At 64.5% G+C, this 16,455-nt stretch carries 17 protein-coding genes; 11 read left to right on the top strand and 6 right to left on the bottom strand.

What is annotated here, in order from left to right; all coding sequences use genetic code 11:
* Positions 1 to 3 precede the first annotated feature (3 nt).
* Entirely contained in the window at positions 4 to 669 is a 666-nt protein-coding gene (locus QZ847_RS01285) for a response regulator (protein WP_294190135.1), read from the bottom strand.
* A 102-nt stretch (positions 670 to 771) separates the two neighbouring features.
* Here QZ847_RS01285 and QZ847_RS01290 point away from each other — a divergent pair, with 102 nt between their 5' ends.
* Genes QZ847_RS01290 through QZ847_RS01310 form a run of 5 tightly spaced genes read left to right on the top strand, consistent with a single transcriptional unit; the run spans position 772 to position 5,627 of the window.
* Entirely contained in the window at positions 772 to 1,860 is a 1,089-nt protein-coding gene (locus QZ847_RS01290) for an ABC transporter substrate-binding protein (RefSeq protein ID WP_294352370.1), read from the top strand.
* Positions 1,857 to 3,365, top strand: a complete 1,509-nt coding sequence (locus QZ847_RS01295; RefSeq protein WP_294352372.1) for a porin — start codon at positions 1,857 to 1,859, stop codon at positions 3,363 to 3,365. Before QZ847_RS01290 ends, QZ847_RS01295 begins: the two co-directional genes overlap by 4 nt.
* A gap of 21 nt (positions 3,366 to 3,386) precedes the next feature.
* On the top strand, positions 3,387 to 4,688 hold the full coding sequence (locus QZ847_RS01300) for a CitMHS family transporter (protein WP_294352374.1): 1,302 nt from the start codon (positions 3,387 to 3,389) through the stop codon (positions 4,686 to 4,688).
* A 10-nt stretch (positions 4,689 to 4,698) separates the two neighbouring features.
* Positions 4,699 to 4,965 (top strand): hypothetical protein, encoded by a 267-nt coding sequence (locus tag QZ847_RS01305; protein WP_294190139.1) that lies wholly within the window; start codon positions 4,699 to 4,701, stop codon positions 4,963 to 4,965.
* Complete coding sequence (locus QZ847_RS01310) at positions 4,962 to 5,627, top strand: alpha/beta fold hydrolase (protein ID WP_294190140.1); 666 nt, start codon at positions 4,962 to 4,964, stop codon at positions 5,625 to 5,627. The genes QZ847_RS01305 and QZ847_RS01310 overlap by 4 nt, the downstream gene beginning before the upstream one ends.
* A 237-nt stretch (positions 5,628 to 5,864) precedes the next feature.
* Here QZ847_RS01310 and QZ847_RS01315 read toward each other — a convergent pair whose 3' ends face one another.
* The gene (locus tag QZ847_RS01315; protein ID WP_294352376.1) at positions 5,865 to 6,881 is read right to left on the bottom strand and encodes a Crp/Fnr family transcriptional regulator; all 1,017 of its coding nucleotides are present in this window, start codon (positions 6,879 to 6,881) and stop codon (positions 5,865 to 5,867) included.
* Here QZ847_RS01315 and QZ847_RS01320 point away from each other — a divergent pair.
* The 5 genes from QZ847_RS01320 (at position 6,859) to QZ847_RS01340 (ending at position 11,787) form a co-directional block, all read left to right on the top strand.
* Positions 6,859 to 7,821, top strand: coding sequence for an alpha/beta hydrolase (locus QZ847_RS01320; protein WP_294352378.1), 963 nt, complete (start codon positions 6,859 to 6,861; stop codon positions 7,819 to 7,821). The genes QZ847_RS01315 and QZ847_RS01320 overlap by 23 nt on opposite strands.
* A 56-nt stretch (positions 7,822 to 7,877) precedes the next feature.
* Entirely contained in the window at positions 7,878 to 8,960 is a 1,083-nt protein-coding gene (locus QZ847_RS01325; RefSeq protein ID WP_294352380.1) for a catalase family protein, read from the top strand.
* Between the two features lie 33 nt (positions 8,961 to 8,993).
* The gene (locus tag QZ847_RS01330) at positions 8,994 to 10,079 is read left to right on the top strand and encodes a catalase family protein (RefSeq protein WP_294352382.1); all 1,086 of its coding nucleotides are present in this window, start codon (positions 8,994 to 8,996) and stop codon (positions 10,077 to 10,079) included.
* A 123-nt stretch (positions 10,080 to 10,202) separates the two neighbouring features.
* Positions 10,203 to 11,315, top strand: coding sequence for an L-dopachrome tautomerase-related protein (locus QZ847_RS01335; protein ID WP_294352384.1), 1,113 nt, complete (start codon positions 10,203 to 10,205; stop codon positions 11,313 to 11,315).
* Positions 11,316 to 11,325: 10 nt separating this feature from the next.
* On the top strand, positions 11,326 to 11,787 hold the full coding sequence (locus tag QZ847_RS01340; protein WP_294352385.1) for a hypothetical protein: 462 nt from the start codon (positions 11,326 to 11,328) through the stop codon (positions 11,785 to 11,787).
* A gap of 404 nt (positions 11,788 to 12,191) precedes the next feature.
* Here QZ847_RS01340 and QZ847_RS01345 read toward each other — a convergent pair whose 3' ends face one another.
* Positions 12,192 to 12,815 (bottom strand): pyridoxamine 5'-phosphate oxidase family protein, encoded by a 624-nt coding sequence (locus QZ847_RS01345; RefSeq protein ID WP_294352387.1) that lies wholly within the window; start codon positions 12,813 to 12,815, stop codon positions 12,192 to 12,194.
* 53 nt (positions 12,816 to 12,868) lie between these two features.
* Entirely contained in the window at positions 12,869 to 13,849 is a 981-nt protein-coding gene (locus QZ847_RS01350; protein ID WP_294352401.1) for an alpha/beta hydrolase, read from the bottom strand.
* 39 nt (positions 13,850 to 13,888) lie between these two features.
* Here QZ847_RS01350 and QZ847_RS01355 point away from each other — a divergent pair, with 39 nt between their 5' ends.
* Positions 13,889 to 14,866 carry a LysR family transcriptional regulator gene (locus QZ847_RS01355; protein ID WP_294352389.1) on the top strand — a complete coding sequence of 326 codons (978 nt, stop codon included), beginning with the start codon at positions 13,889 to 13,891 and terminating at the stop codon, positions 14,864 to 14,866.
* 32 nt (positions 14,867 to 14,898) lie between these two features.
* On the opposite strand, the gene QZ847_RS01360 is transcribed toward QZ847_RS01355, so the two are convergent.
* Together QZ847_RS01360 and QZ847_RS01365 are read right to left on the bottom strand one after the other, a co-directional pair.
* Entirely contained in the window at positions 14,899 to 15,585 is a 687-nt protein-coding gene (locus tag QZ847_RS01360; protein ID WP_294352392.1) for an SDR family NAD(P)-dependent oxidoreductase, read from the bottom strand.
* Positions 15,586 to 15,610: 25 nt separating this feature from the next.
* Positions 15,611 to 16,455: SDR family oxidoreductase (locus tag QZ847_RS01365; RefSeq protein ID WP_294352393.1), on the bottom strand; the 845-nt coding region annotated here is incomplete at its 5' end.

Here is a 16,455-nt window from a genome sequence, read left to right on the forward strand (position 1 = left end):
GGTTCAGGTCGCATCGAGCAGGTATCCGACGCCGCGTATCGTGCGGATCACCGGTGCGTCGGGTGCCAGCTTGCCGCGCAGCCGGGTGATGTTGACCTCCAGCGCGTTGGGGCCGACCGGTTCGTCGAACCCGAACACCTCCGCCTGCAACGTCTCGCGCGTGACGATCTGACCGGCGCGCGTCGCCAGCGCATCGAGCACCATCCATTCGCGCCGGCGCAGGTCCAGCAGGCGACCATCGACCCGCGCCTCGCCGGTGGAGCGGTTGATCGCGAGCGCGCCGACCGTCAGTTCGGGCGTCGGATCGCCACCGCGGCGTCGGCCGAGTGCGCGAATGCGGGCCTCCAGCTCTTCGGGCGCGAACGGCTTGCGCAGGTAGTCGTCGGCCCCGAGGTCGAGGCCGCGGACACGGTCGTCGAGCGCATCGCGTGCGGTCAGCATCAGCACCGGCACGCGCTGTCCCCGGCGTCGCAGCGTCTGGAGCACGGCAAAACCGTCAGTGTCGGGCAGCCCGACGTCGAGGATCACCAGCGCGTAGACATCGTCGGCGGTGACCATCAGCGCATCCTCGCCGGTGGCGACATGGTCGACCGCGTACCCGGCGTCGCGCAGCAGCGCGACGATGCTGCGCGCCAGCGGCGCGTCATCCTCTACGATCAAGATCCTCAACGCGTCGCTCGCTTCGTGAAAGGTTGATGACAGCTTGCCCGTGTAGCTGGTGGCTGTCGACTTACCCGAACGAAGAGGCGGGAAGCGAGAGGAGCCTGAACGATGCGTCACCCGTTATTGCTGATCCCGGTGCTGCTTGCATTGTTCGTCGGCACCGCCGCGCCCGCCGCGGCGCAAAGGCCGGCTGGATACCCCAGATCCTATGATGCGCTGATTGCGGAAGCGCGCGCCGAAGGCGGCGTTCGCATCTACGGTAATGCCGACGCGGCGGCGATGACGGCGGTGATCGCGACCTTTCGCCGTACCTATCCGGGCGTCGTCGTCCAGTATCGTGATCTGGAGGCACGCGACATCTATCGCCGCGTCGTGACCGAGGCGCGGGAGCAGCAGCCGAGTGCGGACCTCGTCTGGTCGTCGGCGATGGATCTCCAGGCCAAGCTAATCAACGACGGCTACGCCCAGACCTATCAGAGCCCGGAGAAGCCGGCGCTGCCACCGGCCGCGGTGTGGAAGAACATGGGCTATGGCGTCACGTCGGAGCCGGTCGCCTTTGTCTACAACAAGCGGCTGATCCCGCCCGCCCGGGTGCCGCGCACGCACGAGGCGTTCGAGCGATTGTTGCGGGACCGCGGCGCTGCACTGACCGGCCGGGTCGCGACGTACGACCCCGCACGCTCCAATGTCGGGTACCTGTACCTGACCGAGGATTACGCGATTACCCGCGACACGGCATCGCTGCTGCAGGCGATTGCCGCGACCCGGCCGATGCTGTCGCGCACCACCGAACCGATGCTGGATGCGGTCGCCAGGGGATGCGCCGCGATCGCCTACAATGTGGTCGGCCCATATGCGCTGACGCGTGCGCGCCGCGATCCGCGGATCGGCGTCGTGTTCCCGCGCGATTACGTGCTCGTCGCGTCACGCGTTGCCTTCATCGCGCGCAATGCCCGCCATCCCGCGGCGGCGAAGCTGTTCCTCGACTTTCTGCTGTCGCGCACCGGGCAGGTGCTGCTCGCGCGGCAGTGGCTGTTTCCGATCCGCAGCGACGGTCCCGCGCCACGGCTGGGAGCCGAGCGGGCGCGTCCGATCCGGATCGGGCCGCAGCTGCTCGTCAATCTCGATGCCATCAAGCGACGTCGCTTCCTCGCCGACTGGAACGCCATCCTGACCCAAGGAGCAGTTACCCGATGAAACCGTTGCGAACCGGTTGCGCGCTGATCGCGCTCGTCGTCGCCACGCCGGCCCTGGCGCAGACACCAAATGCGGACGAACTGGCGGCGCTGGTCCGCGCGCAGGCCGCGGAGATCGCGGCGCTCAAGGCGCGGCTCGACCGTCTTGAGGGCGCGCAGCAGGTGGCTTCCGCACCAGCAACGTCGGCGACGCCGGGAACACCGCCGGTAGCCGCGAACACGTCCCCGCCGGCACTGGTCCAGTTGGCGCAACAGGCTCGCCGTCCGCAGGTCACCTCACCATACGCGCCGCAGCTCGTGCCCCCGGGCCCGGCAGAGCGCGACGTGGCGCGCGCACGCGAAGCAAATGCGGCCGGCGTCACCACCGAATGGGGCGCGGGCCTGCCGGTGTTCCATTCGGCCGACGGCGTCTTCACCTACAAGCCACGCGGGCGCATCCTGACCGACGTCAGCACGACGTTCGGGTCGAAGAGCGACACGCGCAACATCACCACCACAGGCATGCGCGCGCTGCGCCTCGGCATCGAAGGGGGCGTGGGCACGCACTTCTTCTATCAGTTCGAAACCGATTTCTCGGAGAATGAGGTCGACGTCGTCACCGCCTTCATCGGCTGGCGCAACCGGATTGCACCGGGGCTCGATTATGACGTGCGCGCAGGCCACCTGTTCAACGACCGCGCCTTTGAAGGGTCGACCGGCTCGGACTCGACGCCGTTCCTTGAACGCAGCACGGTGTCGACTGCGATCATCCCGCAGCGCGGCTTCTACGGCATCGGCATCATGCCGCGCTTGTTCTGGAAGACGGGCCACGCGTCGTTCACGATCACCGGCGACCGCGTCGATGGCAACCAGGCGGTCAGCGACAGTCGCACGATCCTGGCGCGCGCGCACTGGAACCCGATCAAGAGCGATACGGGCGTGCTTCACCTTGGCTTGTGGGGTTTCGATGAATCGCTCTCCTCGGCCGCGACGACGCTGACGCGCAACACGGTGATCGGCGGGCGCTTCAATGGTGCGTTGCGCGTCTCGACGGGGCCGCTGCTGGGCGGCACCGGCACCACCGGCTACGGTGCCGAACTGGGCGGCTATGCCGGCCCGGTGTGGGTGATGAGCGAGGCGGGGCGACGCAATGCGCGGCTCGACGGTGGGCGGCCCGACTTCGTCAGCAAGGCGTGGAGCCTGTCGGGCGGGTGGTTCGTCACCGGCGACCTGCCGCCCTACAACCCGCGGCTTGGCAGCTTCGGGCAGCCGCGCGTGCTCAGGCCGGTGTTCGATGGCGGGCCCGGCGCGATCGAGCTCACCGCGCGCTACGAGGACCTCGATTTCACCAATCTGGTCACCGGCGGCCGCGGCTGGGCGGCGACGATCGGGGCCAACTGGTACCTCAACAGCTTTGTGCGGCTGCAGCTGAACGCAATTCACTGGAACACCGACAACCGCGTCGGTGCGGTCACCGGCGAAGACGACGGCCAGACCGTCAGCACGCGCGTCGCCGTTACCTTCTGATCCATCCGGAGCCGCTAACCTATGAGCCTTGCCCTGTTCGGCTTCCTGATGGTTGCCACCTTCATGACGCTCATCATGACCAAGCGGATGACCCCGCTGGTCGCGCTGATCGTCGTGCCCACCGCCTTCGCGCTGATCGCCGGCTTTGCCTCGGGGCTCGGCGACATGATGATCGACGGGATCAAGAACCTCGCGCCGACCAGCGTCATGCTGCTGTTCGCGATCCTGTTCTTCTCTACCATGACGGACACGGGTCTGTTCGATCCGTTGGTCAACCGGCTGCTGCGGCTGGTCCACGGCGATCCGATGAAGATCCTGATCGGCACCGTCGCGCTGTGCGCAATGGTCAGCCTGGATGGCGACGGATCGACCACGTACATTATAACGATCGCCGCGCTGCTGCCGCTCTACAAGCGCTACGATATGAACCGGCTGTATCTTTGCTGCCTTCTCATGACGACCAGCGGCATCATGAACCTGACGCCGTGGGGCGGTCCAACCGCGCGCGCGGCGAGCGCGCTGAAGCTCGACCCCGCGACATTGTTCCTGCCGCTGATCCCCGGCATGATCGCCGGGCTCGCCTTCTTGATCGGCCTCGCGGTCTGGTTCGGGCGCAAGGAACGCGCGCGGATCGGGCACGTGGCGGCGAACGAGCCGGCGAGCTTCACCGGCATGGCGGTGTCGCAATTCCCCGAAGCGCGTCGACCGCATCTTCGCTGGTTCAACGCGGCGCTCACGATTGCGCTGCTAGCCGGGCTCGTCTCAGGCATCCTGCCCTTGTCGGTGCTGATGATGCTCGCCTTCGCTGTCGCGATGATCGTCAACTATCCGCAGGTCGCCGAGCAGAAGGAGCGGATCGCCGCGCACGCGGGCAACGTTCTGTCGGTCGTGTCGCTGATCTTCGCCGCGGGCATCTTCACCGGCATCCTATCGGGCACCGGCATGGTGGAGGCGATGAGCAAGGAAGTGGTCGGGATCATCCCGCCCGCGCTCGGGCCGTACATGGCGCCGATTGCCGCTGCCTTGAGTCTGCCGTTTACCTTCTTCATCTCCAACGACGCCTTTTATTTCGGCATGCTGCCGATCCTGGCTGAGGCGGGGGCGCATTATGGCGTCGAGCCGATGGCGATCGCGCGCGCGTCCTTGATGGGGCAGCCGGTTCACCTGCTCAGCCCGCTGGTGCCGTCCACCTACCTGCTCGTCAGCCTGGCGGGAGTTGATCTGGCGGATCATCAACGTTTCACGCTGGTTCCCGCAATCCTGGTGTGCACGGTCATGACGGTGATCGGGATGCTGGTCCTCGCCTTTCCCCTCGCCGGGTGAGCGGCGCACGGTGACCACGCGCTTCGCGATCGACGGCGACGCCGCATGCATTGCGATGCGCGCGTCGCTCCTCTGGGTGCTCGGATCGATGGTCGCCAGCGCGGCGGTGAGTGTCGCCGGAGGGCCGATCGCTGTCCGGCCGGCGACCCGCCGGCCAACGGCGGCGGCGATCGGCGTGATGCCGGGACGCTCGTTACACCACCTTGCCCGCGTCGTTCTCATCCTGCTGGCCGCGCCGCTTGCCTTCCGTCCAACCCGTGAGGAACTTCCATCATGATCCGCAAGCCTGTGCCGCTAGTCTTGCTTCCCGCGATGGGGTGCGACGGGCAACTCTGGGCGCGACAGATCGTCGACCTGGGCGATATCGCACACCCGGAGCTTGGCGACCTCACCGTCGACGTGACCCTCGCCGACATGGCCACGCGGGTGCTGACGCATGCCCCGCAACGCTTTGCAGTGGCCGGCGTCAGCCTGGGCGGATACGTCGCACTGGAGATGGTGCGTCAGGCACCCGACCGGATCGACCGCGTCGCGCTGTTCGGCACCCGCGCGACGATGCAGATGAGGCCTCGTACTGTCGGAGAGCAGGGTATGCTGGCGACCGCGCCGCACGCCGATCCGATGCTGACTTCGATCATCAGCGGCCCGGTACAGGCAATGGCTGAACGAGTCGGCGCTGAGGTCTTCGAGCGGCAGCAGCGCGCGCTCCTGGCCCGTCCCGATCTGGAACCTGCCATCGCTGCGATACACATGCCAACGCTCGTCGCGGTTGGCGATCGCGATCGGATCTGCCTACCCGCCGACGCGCGTGCGCTGGCCAGCCGCATCTCTCACGCGAAGTTCCACGAACTGCGCCACTGCGGTCATCTTGCACCGCTGGAGCGGCCGGGAGAAGTGACCATGCTACTGCGGAAATGGCTGCTAAATACCCCGGATTAAGGCGGCTTCGCTCATATCAAGGTGTTCAAAATCGCATCTTTGATCCGGCTCTGTTTCGGCCCCGACAAACTCAATCGATGGCTGAAGCAAGAATTGGCGAAACAACAATCGCTGGGAGGCGGCGCTTGGCTGGTGAACGAACGTCTGAAAGCGGGGAACTGGAAAGACGCCTAAGTGACCGTTTGTGGGTCTGCTCGGAATTTGTGCGCCATCATGCTTATCTGACTTCAGCCGACATCACTCCAGCAAGCGCGCATACTCCTGCTCGGGCAAGCCGTAGGTATCACCTGCCAACGCCATCAACTTGGCTCGGTCAACAACCAGCACCTTGGCACGTACAGCACGTATTGCCTGCTCCTCTTCAAGGCGATGAAGAGCATCAGTGACGCTGCTGCGCCGCACGCCAAGCATCAACCGAAATTCCTCGTGCGTCATGCAAATTTCATCGGCTCGCACGCGGTCGTGGTACAATAAAATCCAGCGTGCCATGCGGCGCTCGATCGAATGCGCCAGCGAGGATACGATCGTGCGACCCATCTGTAACATGAATACGTGCGTGAAACGGAGCAGCGTCGTGCGCAAGGTTGCACTTTGTTCGATTGCCGCCAGCAGCTTGTCCGCCGGGATGCGCAGCGCGCGTCCGGCTTCAGCGCGCATGGTGACATCGTAGGGGGAGCGGTCGTCACCCATCAACAACGGCCAGCCGACAAACCCCTCGGCGCCGAGCAGCCCGACCGCGTAGCGCCGGTCGTTGTCGAGTGAGTCCAGCACACCGGCTATTCCCTGCTCGAAGAAACACAAACTCTCGATCGGCGCTCCGGCACGGGTAATGTAGTCGCCGACCGTGAAAGATACCGGTTCCAGATAGGGGCTGATCATCGCCGCGTCATCGCGGCTCAGGGCCGCGAGCAAGCGGTTACCGCGCGTTTGGATGAGGGGCGAGACATCGCCGCTGATAGGTACGATCGTTGCCACTGCCTCTCCTGCGCTCACCCAGACTTGGAACGGTTTCGTACAGAAACGTTGTGACGGGCTCCATTGTTCAGGGGCGGGATAACAGGAGGAACGTATGCGCTCGATCTCGAAACTGCCTCTGGCACGCGGCGTCGCCGCCGCCGCGCTGCTCACGGCTTCCGCCGGCGTAGTCGCGCAATCGCCACGCTCGGTCAGCGCTCCGCCACCTCCGCCGCCGCCCGCGACCAGCATACAGCCGCCGAAGGCCGCACCCGACATGCAGATGGTGCTGGATGCCATGGCGGGTCTCGGCGGTAAGCCGATCGAGACGCTGACCCCGGCGGAGGCACGGATGCAGCCGTCGGCGGCGGACGGCGCAAAGGCGGCAATGGCGAAGAAGGGCATGTCGACCGCGCCCGACGCCTCGGTCACGACGCAGGATGTGCCTTACGGCAGCGACCCGAAGCAGTTCGCGCGCATCTACAAGCCCGCAAACGCGCCCGCAGGTGGCACGCCAATGCCGGTCGTGGTCTATTATCACGGCGGTGGCTGGGTGATCGCCGATGTCGCGACCTATGATGCGGCACCACGCGCGATGTCGAAGGCACTGAACGCAATCGTTGTGTCGGTCGAATACCGCCATGCACCCGAATTCAAGTTCCCAGCACAGCACGAAGATGCGGCCGCTGCCTATCGCTGGACACTGGCGAACGCGGCGAGTTCGGGCGGCGACCCGATGAAGATCGCGGTGGCAGGCGAAAGTGCTGGCGGCAATCTGGCGGTCGCGACTGCTATCTACGCGCGCGACAATGGCCTGACCGCTCCGCGCCACGTCGTCTCGGTTTATCCGATCGCCAATAGCAGCATGACGCTGCCATCGCGCATAGACTCGGCAAACGCCAAGCCGCTCAACGCCGCGATGCTCAAGTGGTTCGGGTATTACTATCAGAGCAGCGCTGCCGACGCGCAGGACCCACGCCTGAACCTGGTGTCGGCCAATTTGCGCGGCCTCCCGCCCACCACAATCATCAACGCGCAGATCGATCCGCTGCGCTCGGATGGTGAGACGCTGGCAGCCGCGATGCGCAAGGCGGGCGACAAGGTCGAGCAAAAGACTTTCCCCGGCGTCACGCACGAGTTCTTTGGCATGGCGAAGGTCGTTCACGGCGCGAAGGAAGCGAACGATCTCGCGGTCGCGCGGCTGAAGGCGGCATTCGCCGCTCCCGCGGCACGTCGCTGAACGTCACGGCGGCGGCATCGCGCCGCCGCCAATTCTTTTCGATAGGACCCATCATCATGGCTCAAGCACCTGTTCGCTACTCGCCAGACATTGAGGACGTGAAGTCCGACGAGGAGGAGACGATCGCGAAGCTGAACGAGACGTTCGACACTATCCTCGAAAAGACCGCCGAGGATTACGGCCACACGGTCCGATCGGTGCACGCCAAGGCGCACGGGTTCCTCGAAGGCACGCTCACCATCCACGGCGACCTTCCAGCTGAGCTCGCGCAGGGCATGTTTGCGACGCCGGGTGACCACAATATCGTGATGCGGTTCTCGACCAACGCGGGCGACATCCTGCCCGACACGATCAGCCTGCCGCGCGGCCTTGCGTTGAAGGTGATGGATGTCGAAGGCGATCGCTTGCCGGGTGCTGACGGACACACGCAAGACTTCTTGATGGTCAACGGCCCGGTCTTTCAGAACAAGACCGCCGATCAGTTCCTCAGCAACCTTAAGCTGCTGGCCGGCACGACCGACAGGCTGGAAGGCACCAAGGAGGCGATGTCGAAGGTGCTGCGCGGCGTGAACACCGTCCTGAGCGCAGTCGGGATCGAGAGCCCCAAGGTGCAGACGCTCGGCGGCGCGCCCAACACCGATCCGCTGGGCGAGACATATTTCAGCGTCACGCCATTCCGTTACGGTGACTATGTCGCGAAGTTTGCGGTCTTTCCTGTATCCAAGGACCTAACCGACCAGACAGACACGACAGTCGATGCCAGCACGCGCCCGGATGCGTTGCGCGACGTGATCCGGACGGAAACTCAGGTGCTCGACATGGAATGGGAGTTGCACGTCCAGCTGTGTCGCGACCTAAAGAAGCAGCCGATCGAGGATCCCACCACTGAATGGAAGCAGGAAGAAGCGACGTTCCAGAGAGTCGCAACCATTCGCGCGGCCAAGCAGGACAGCCTGAGCGATGACAAGTTCCAGCACATCAACGAGGAGATGCGCTTCTCTATCTGGACGGGCCTCGCCGCGCACCAGCCACTCGGCAACATCAATCGTGCGCGCAATGAAACCTATCGTCATTCTGCGAACTTTCGTGCTCGCGTGAACGGTTGCCTTTTTCACGAACCGGTCGGCGCAGAAGCGTAAGACGAGCAATCATCAAAGATGGGAGCGGGTGCAATGACCTACCTACGCTACAGCGACGACATCGAGACGCGCGAACCGGATGAGCAGGAAAGCATCGACGGCATCATCAAGGGTATGACTCAGGAGAGTCAGACGGTGGAGAAGCGTGATGGTCACGCTGTCCGCGCCAGTCATGCCAAGAGCACTGCTTGTGTAACTGGCACGCTGACGATCGCCGCCGATCTGCCGCCCGAGCTCGCGCAAGGGTTGTTCGCCAATCCCGGTACCTTCGACGTTGCCGTCCGCTTCGCGCAAGGGCCGGGAGAGAAGCTCGGCGACCGCGTGTCGACGCACCGCGGCATGTCGATCAAGGTCTTCGGCGTCGAGGGCGAGAAGCTGCCCGGTCATGATGCGCCGACGCAGGACTTCGTGCTGGCAAGCGGCACGACGTTTCCGGCGGGCACCGCCGCGGGGTTCCTGTCTCAGGCCAAGAAGATCGGCGTGACCGTGCCAATGCCCGAAGGCGTGAAGAGCGCGGCGGCATCGATCGCGCGCAATATCAACAAGGTGCTGAACGCGGTCGGCGCTGGCCCGAGCCCGACGCTCGACTTCTACGGTCACCCATTTAGCCATCCGCTCGCCGAGTCCTACTTCAGCCAGTGTCCGATCCGCTTCGGCGACCATGTGGCGAAGATCGGCACATTCCCGGTCGCGCCGGAGCAGCAGACTCTGACCGACTGGCGGCTCGATCCGCACGAGGACGAGGACGGCTTTCGTCACGCCGCGGTCAGTTACTTCGGCGGCAGTGACGCAGTGTTCGACCTGCGTGCGCAGCTGTGGACCGACGCGGACACGCAGCCGATTGAGGATACATCGGTCGACTGGCCGACGAACGAGAGCGCGTATCGCACAGTCGCGACGATCAGATTACCCCGGCAAGCCGCATATGGCCCCGAGCGGGTGCGTTATTTCGACGAGGTAATAACCTTCCGTCCGGCAAACAGCCTGACGGTGCACCGCCCGCTTGGCGGCATCATGCGCGCGCGCATGCAGGTCTACCAAGCGCTCAGCAACTTTCGCCACCGCGAGAACGGCATTGCGGCGGCGAATACCGGCAGAGTGAACGACATTCCGGCCTAAACCCGACTCTGCATGGATCGCGCTCAACCGGTGCTTCCATCACGCCCGTTGCACCCAAAGCGATCTCTCGCGTTTCCCTATCAACAGACGCGCATCACGCGCAGTTCGGAATTGGAGACAATCATGCGCTCGAAGATCCGCTTCCTTGCTTCCCTCGCGCTTGCCAGCACGCTGCTCGGCGCCGGCACAATCACCTATGCCCAAGCGAGCGCGGGAGAGCTCAAGCAGGAAGCCCAGTTCGACCATCAGGCAACCGGGGTCGCAGTCACCGCCGATGGTCGACGCTTCGTCAACTTCCCGCGGTGGACGGACGATGCGCCGATCTCGGTTGCCGAGGTGATGAAGGACGGCACGCTGCGCCCCTACCCGGACGCAAAGTGGAACAGCTGGCGCAACGCGCGCAGCAGCGAGCTGCCCGTCAGCGACTATTTCGTCTGCGTCCAGTCGATCGTCCCGGACGGCAAGGGCAATCTGTGGGTGGTCGACCCTGGCGCACCGGGCAACGAGAAGATCCTCGAAGGCGCGCCCAAGCTAGTCAAGATCGATCTCAGGACCAATCGCGTGACAAAGGTCATCCCCGTGCCCGGTGACGTGGCGCTGCAAGGCACCTACCTCAACGACATCCGCTTCTCCCCCGATGGTAAGACAGGCTACATCACCGACAGCGGCACGCGCGGCGCGATCATCGTCGTCGATCTGGAAAGCGGCCGGTCGTTCCGCACGCTCGACGGTCACCCCTCCACGCAGATCGACAAGACGGTCAAGATCACGCTCGATGGCCGTCCGCTGGTCCGCCCCGATGGACGCCAGCCTGCCTTCGCCGCCGACGGCATCGCCATCTCGAACGATGGTCGCGCGCTCTATTGGCAGGCGCTGACCGGCAAGACGCTCTACTCGATCGACACCGCGCTGCTGCGCGATGGCGTCAGCGAGGCGCAGCGCGGTGCGGGCGTCCGCACCGTTGCGCAGACGCAGGTTGCCGACGGTTTGTGGATGAGCAAGGCGGGCACGCTCTACATCACCTCACCGACCGATTATTCGATCAAGCGGCTGAACGGCAGCTCCGTGCAGAACGTCCTGACCGACCGCCGCTTGCGCTGGCCCGACACCTTTTCGGAAGGCAGCAATGGCCGCATCTACGTTACCGCCAGCCACATCCAGGATACGAACTGGTTCAAGCCCGGCGCCCCAGCATCAATCCGCACAGAACTCTTCTCGTTCGCCGGTGTTCGTTAACATGGCTCACGTGAACACCAAACGCTGGGTCGGCGCGCTCGCGGGAGGGCTCGTAGCCGGCCTCGGCATCACGGCGCTGCTAATCTCAGGGGAGCGCAAGTCGGGCGAACCGTCCGAACTGGCGAAGCTGGAACGCGCAGCGGCGGACAAACTCGGGCTCGACACGCCGCCTGCCGACCAGCTGCCGTCCGCAGGCGAACAGGCGTTCATTCAAGGTGGACATCTGGTTCTTGGGCTACTTGCCGCCGCGGCCTACGCCGCTGTAACCGACGAGGACACGCCGGTAGTTGCGGGAGGGCTGGCATTTGGCGCGGCCTTCTATGTGGCGATGCACTGGTTGATTGGGCCTGCGCTTGGAGTGAAGCAGCCCGAGTGGCGCGTCGATCGCGCGACGTTGGCCATGCACACGATCAATCATCTAGTCTTCGGACTTACCACCGCCGCAACGTCGCGGACCGCCCAGCATGCATGATACGGAGCTAGCGACGATTGCTGGCAGCCCACTAAGCGGTATCTTTGCCAAAGGACAGCCTGAAGACGTTGATGCGCCATAGCAATCGCGGCGCATGACAGCAGGTGTATATTTGGCTGCGTGCACGGGCTGGTAACGTGTTTGAAAGACTGATCGATCGGTTGGCAGGTCAGAGCGCGATAAAACGCGAGCTCCAAACGGCACGCTGGCTGCCAGCCGCGGCAAATGGTTTTGGCAAATTACGCGGGCGAGAAGCACTGCATGGACAATGCGGCCTTTCCGATTAGGCCATGCCACGTGAACGGATGGCTGAAGTTGGGAACTGCGATGTTTCCAGTAAATGGCCGAATATGGGTCCTCGTTATCGCGTGCCGGCGCGCCCTATTAGCAATCTCCGCCAGCATTCAACGCTTCTTTATATTTTGAGCCTGCAGTCGTTCAATTTCATCTTCGAGTGCTGCAATCCGTGCGTGGAGGGGTGCTGCGGCTTCGGCGATTTCGGCCTGAGTGAACCGGGGCGTGATGTGCTGCGGGCAATTCCAGTCGAACGTCTCCAGTCGCAACACCATCGCGCGCTCGACCCGCGCCTTGTAGCCCGGCAACGCCAGCCGGGCCGCAAGATCGGTGTTGCTTGTCAGATCGCGGGCCTCGACATGCGCAAGGATCTTGAGCCGCCGTCGGCGAGGATAGTCCATCAGGATCAGCGAGGCCCGGTCGTCGGCGCTGACATTCCCGACGCTCAGATACTGGCGATTGCCGCTGAAATCGGCGAAGCCCAATGTGCGATCGTCGAGCACATGCAGGAACCCGGCAGGCCCGCCGCGATGCTGAACATAGGGCCAGCCACTCTCGCTCACCGTCGCCATATAAAAGCTGTCGCGCTCCGCGATGAAGGCCGCCTCTGCGTCTGTGAAGCGGTCGAAGGCGCGATCGCCACGAAACCCCTCCCAATAATCGAGGCTGCCGTTCGCCGCCTGCGCTGCCTTGACCGCGGGCGTGGCTGCAAGGTCGAGAAATCCGTAAGCCATATTCGCTCTCCTTGGGAGAGACCGGGCGTCGTAGCGGCGCCAGGCCGGTTCGATCAGCGGCGCGCCGACGTGCGGCCCAAGAAGTCGCGGATCAGCGGCACCATCTCGTCGAGCCGATCCTCCAGTGCGAAATGCCCCGAGTCGATCAGGTGCAGTTCCGCCCCAGGATTGTCGCGCAGATAGGCCTTCGCGCCCGACGCGGGGAAAATGTCATCATTGGCGCCCCAGACGATCAGCGTCGGCGGCTTGCGGCGCCGAAAGAAGTCTTGGAATTGCGTATACATGGCGACGTTCGTTCGATAGTCGTAGAACAAGTCGAGTTGGATCTCGTCATTGCCCGGCCGATCAAGCAGCGCCTGATCATGCTGCCACGTGTCAGGGTCGAGCCGGCTTGGATCGCGCACGCCGTTCACATATTGCCACCTGGTCAATTCAGGCGTCAGCACCTTGCGTAAATCATTGCGGTTGTCAGGCGTGGGATCGGCCCAGAGCGCTTCGACCGGCTTCCAGAAATCTTGGATGCCCTCCTTATAGGCGTTGCCGTTCTGCACGATCAGCCCGGTGCCACGGTCGGGATGACGAAGCGCAAGCCGCAGTCCCACCGGCGCGCCGTAGTCCTGGATGTAGAGGGTATAGCGCAACACCCCGATCTGGGCGAGCAGCGCCTCGGTGACGTCGGTCAGGTGCCCGAATGTGTAGGCAAAGGCCTTGTGGTCTGGCGCGCTCGAATGGCCAAACCCCGGATAGTCGGGTGCGATGACGTGATAGCGGTCGGCGAGCGCAGGGATCAGGTTGCGGTACTGGAAGGACGAACTCGGAAAGCCGTGCAGGAGGAGGACCGTCGGCGCATCCTTCGGACCGGCTTCACGGTAGAAGATGTCGAGCCCCTCGACCTTCGCGGTGCGATAGTGGATGACGGGGAGGGCAGGCGCCCCGGCCTGCGGGGCCGGAGCGGCGTGGCCGGTGGTCGGCATGCTGAAAGCGAGAGATGCGGCAGTCAGGGCCGTTGCGATGGCAGCGGGGGCGGTCTTCATCATGATCGGTGTCCTCGTGGCAATCTCGATGACGAGGATGTGGCCCATTTTGGTAGTGAGGATAATCAGCCGGTTTCGCACTTCATTATTGCGACAAATGCCAGCAATCCTGCGACAGAGGACGACCCGTTGGATCAGCTGAAAACCTTACGCACGTTCATCAGCGTGGCTGACCATGCCAGCTTTGCCGAGGCCGGGCGGCGTCTCAACATGTCGCCGACTGCCGTGACGCGCACCATCGCGGCATTAGAGGCGAGCCTCGGCGTGCAGTTGCTGATGCGGACGACGCGTAGCGTCCGGTTGACCGACGAGGGCGCGGCCTTTCTGGAGCGTACGCGAGCGGGGGTGAGCGAGATCGACCAGGCGCTCGCCATCGCGCAAGGGAGCCGGGGCGAACCGAGCGGATTGCTGACCGTAACGGCGCCGGTGGTGTTCGGGCGGCTGCATATCCTGCCGGTGGTGACCGAGCTTTTGCAGTCGCACCCGGATCTTCGTGTACGCCTGCTGCTGCTCGACCGCGTCGTGCACATGGTCGAGGAGGGCGTAGATGTCGCCGTGCGCATCGCGGATCTGCCGGACAGCGCGCTGCACATGGTGCGTATCGGCGAAGTGCGTCGCCTGTTGAGTGCTAGTCCGGCCTATCTTGAACGTCACGGCGTTCCGTCGACCCTCGCCGACCTGGAACGGCACCAGATGATCGCCATCGAAGACGAATTGGGACCGCAGCGAGGATGGGCGACGTCGCCCGGTCAGCGCCCGAGCCACATTCCCCGGCTAACGGTCAACAGCGTCGACGCCGCCATCGCGGCCGCCATCGCCGGTGCGGGCATCGTGCGCACCTTGTCCTATCAGGTGGCCGAGGCGATCGTGGCAGGGCGCCTCCAACAGGTATTGGCAGGCGAATCCCCACAGACCCTGCCGGTGTCGCTGCTGTTCCAGGCGGGGCGACGCGATCAGACGAACATAAGGGCGTTTGTCGAGGTCGCACGGCGTCAGATCGGTCGCGCCCGGCTATAATCAATCCTTATCGATGATCGCCGCTTGCCTCGTCACCACGGTAAGGTCTTGTTGAAGCGATCGACATAGCGAAGCCCGGCTTTGCCGCGATTGGCCTCAATCATGTCGACGACAAGCGGAATGCTCTCCTCGATCGAAAGGGACGCGCCGCTGCCGCCCATGTCGGTCCGCACCCAGCCGGGGGCGACGAGGAGAAGCGTGTGGCCGTCGTTCGCATGCTTGGCGGCATATCCCTTCATCAGCATGTTGAGCGCGGCCTTGCTTGATGCGTAAAGCTGCCATCCGCCGTTCGCATTGGCGATGCTGCCGAGTTCGGACGTCATGATGGCAATGGTCCCGCCCTCCGGAACCAGGTCATGCAGGGCCTCGGCCGCGCGGACAGGCGAGAAGGCGTTGGTCAGCATCATGTCGAGGAAGTCGTCCTCGCTGGCGGTAGCGGGGCTCGCTTCGATCGAACGGGCGATGCCAGCGTTAATGAAAAGCACGTCGAGGCGGCGATCGCGCAGCCGGTCATACAAGGCGTACACGCCGTCCCCGTCGTTGATGTCGACGGTTTCGACGTCGAGCTGTCCCGGATGTCGCTCGCTCAGGCGGTCGAGCGCGTCGGACGCGCCGCGTGCGGTGGCGATGACGTGCCATCCCCGCCCAAGCCATTCCTCGGCAAGCGCAAAGCCTAGGCCTCGGGAAGCACCCAGGATAAGAACGGTCTGTTGGGTCATGATCTTCTCCAATGTTGCTTTGCGGTCAGAACGCGGCCTTGCCGATCGAGGCTCCGCCATCGACGTGCAGCGTCTGGCCGGTGATGAATCCGGCATCGTCCGACAGCAGGAAGGCGATCGCTGCGGCGATCTCGTCCGGCTGGCCGAAACGGAGCATGGGCACGTTTGCCAGGTATCGGCGTTCGCCATCGCTGCCCGGCGGATTGTTGGCTCGGAAGAGCTCGGTCTCGGTCGGGCCCGGCGACACGGCGTTGACGGTGATGCCCGTCATCGCCAGCTCCAGCGCCCAGCCGCGCGTGAAGCTCGTCAGCGCTGCCTTGGCAGCGGCATAGGCGGTCCGATCGACCGCGCCGAGGACGGTAAGGCTGGTGATGTTGACGATGCGGCCCCAGCCACGGGCGCTCATGCCGGGCAGGAGCGCCTGCACCGTCTGAAGTGCCGGATGGAGGTTGACACGAAGCACCTCCTCGAACGTCGGCAGAGCGATCCGGCCCAGTGGTTGTGGACGGACCAGCCCGACATTGTTGACGACCCCGTCGAACGCGCTGCACTTCGTCAGTCCGGCAAGCGTCCTCTCGGTCGCCTGCGGGTCCGCCAGATCGGCCTGAACGAGCGTACCGGGAAAGTCCGGGGCGTCACCACGCGCGATGCCGACGACGTGATGGCCGATGCGGACCAGACGGTGGGCCAGCGCGAGCCCTATTCCTTTGCTGGCGCCGGTGACGAGGAAGGTGCGGGACATAGAATGCTCCGTCGGGAAGGCCCGGTCGCGATGGCGACCGGGCCGATCGTTCAGGCGGCGACGCTGGCCGCTCGGCGGAGCGCTGGCAGCATGTCCTCGGGCTCGGGGCGGCGCGTATAGTCCGGGTT

The sequence above is a fragment of the uncultured Sphingomonas sp. genome (genome assembly GCF_913778135.1).
Classification (GTDB): Bacteria; Pseudomonadota; Alphaproteobacteria; order Sphingomonadales; family Sphingomonadaceae; genus Sphingomonas.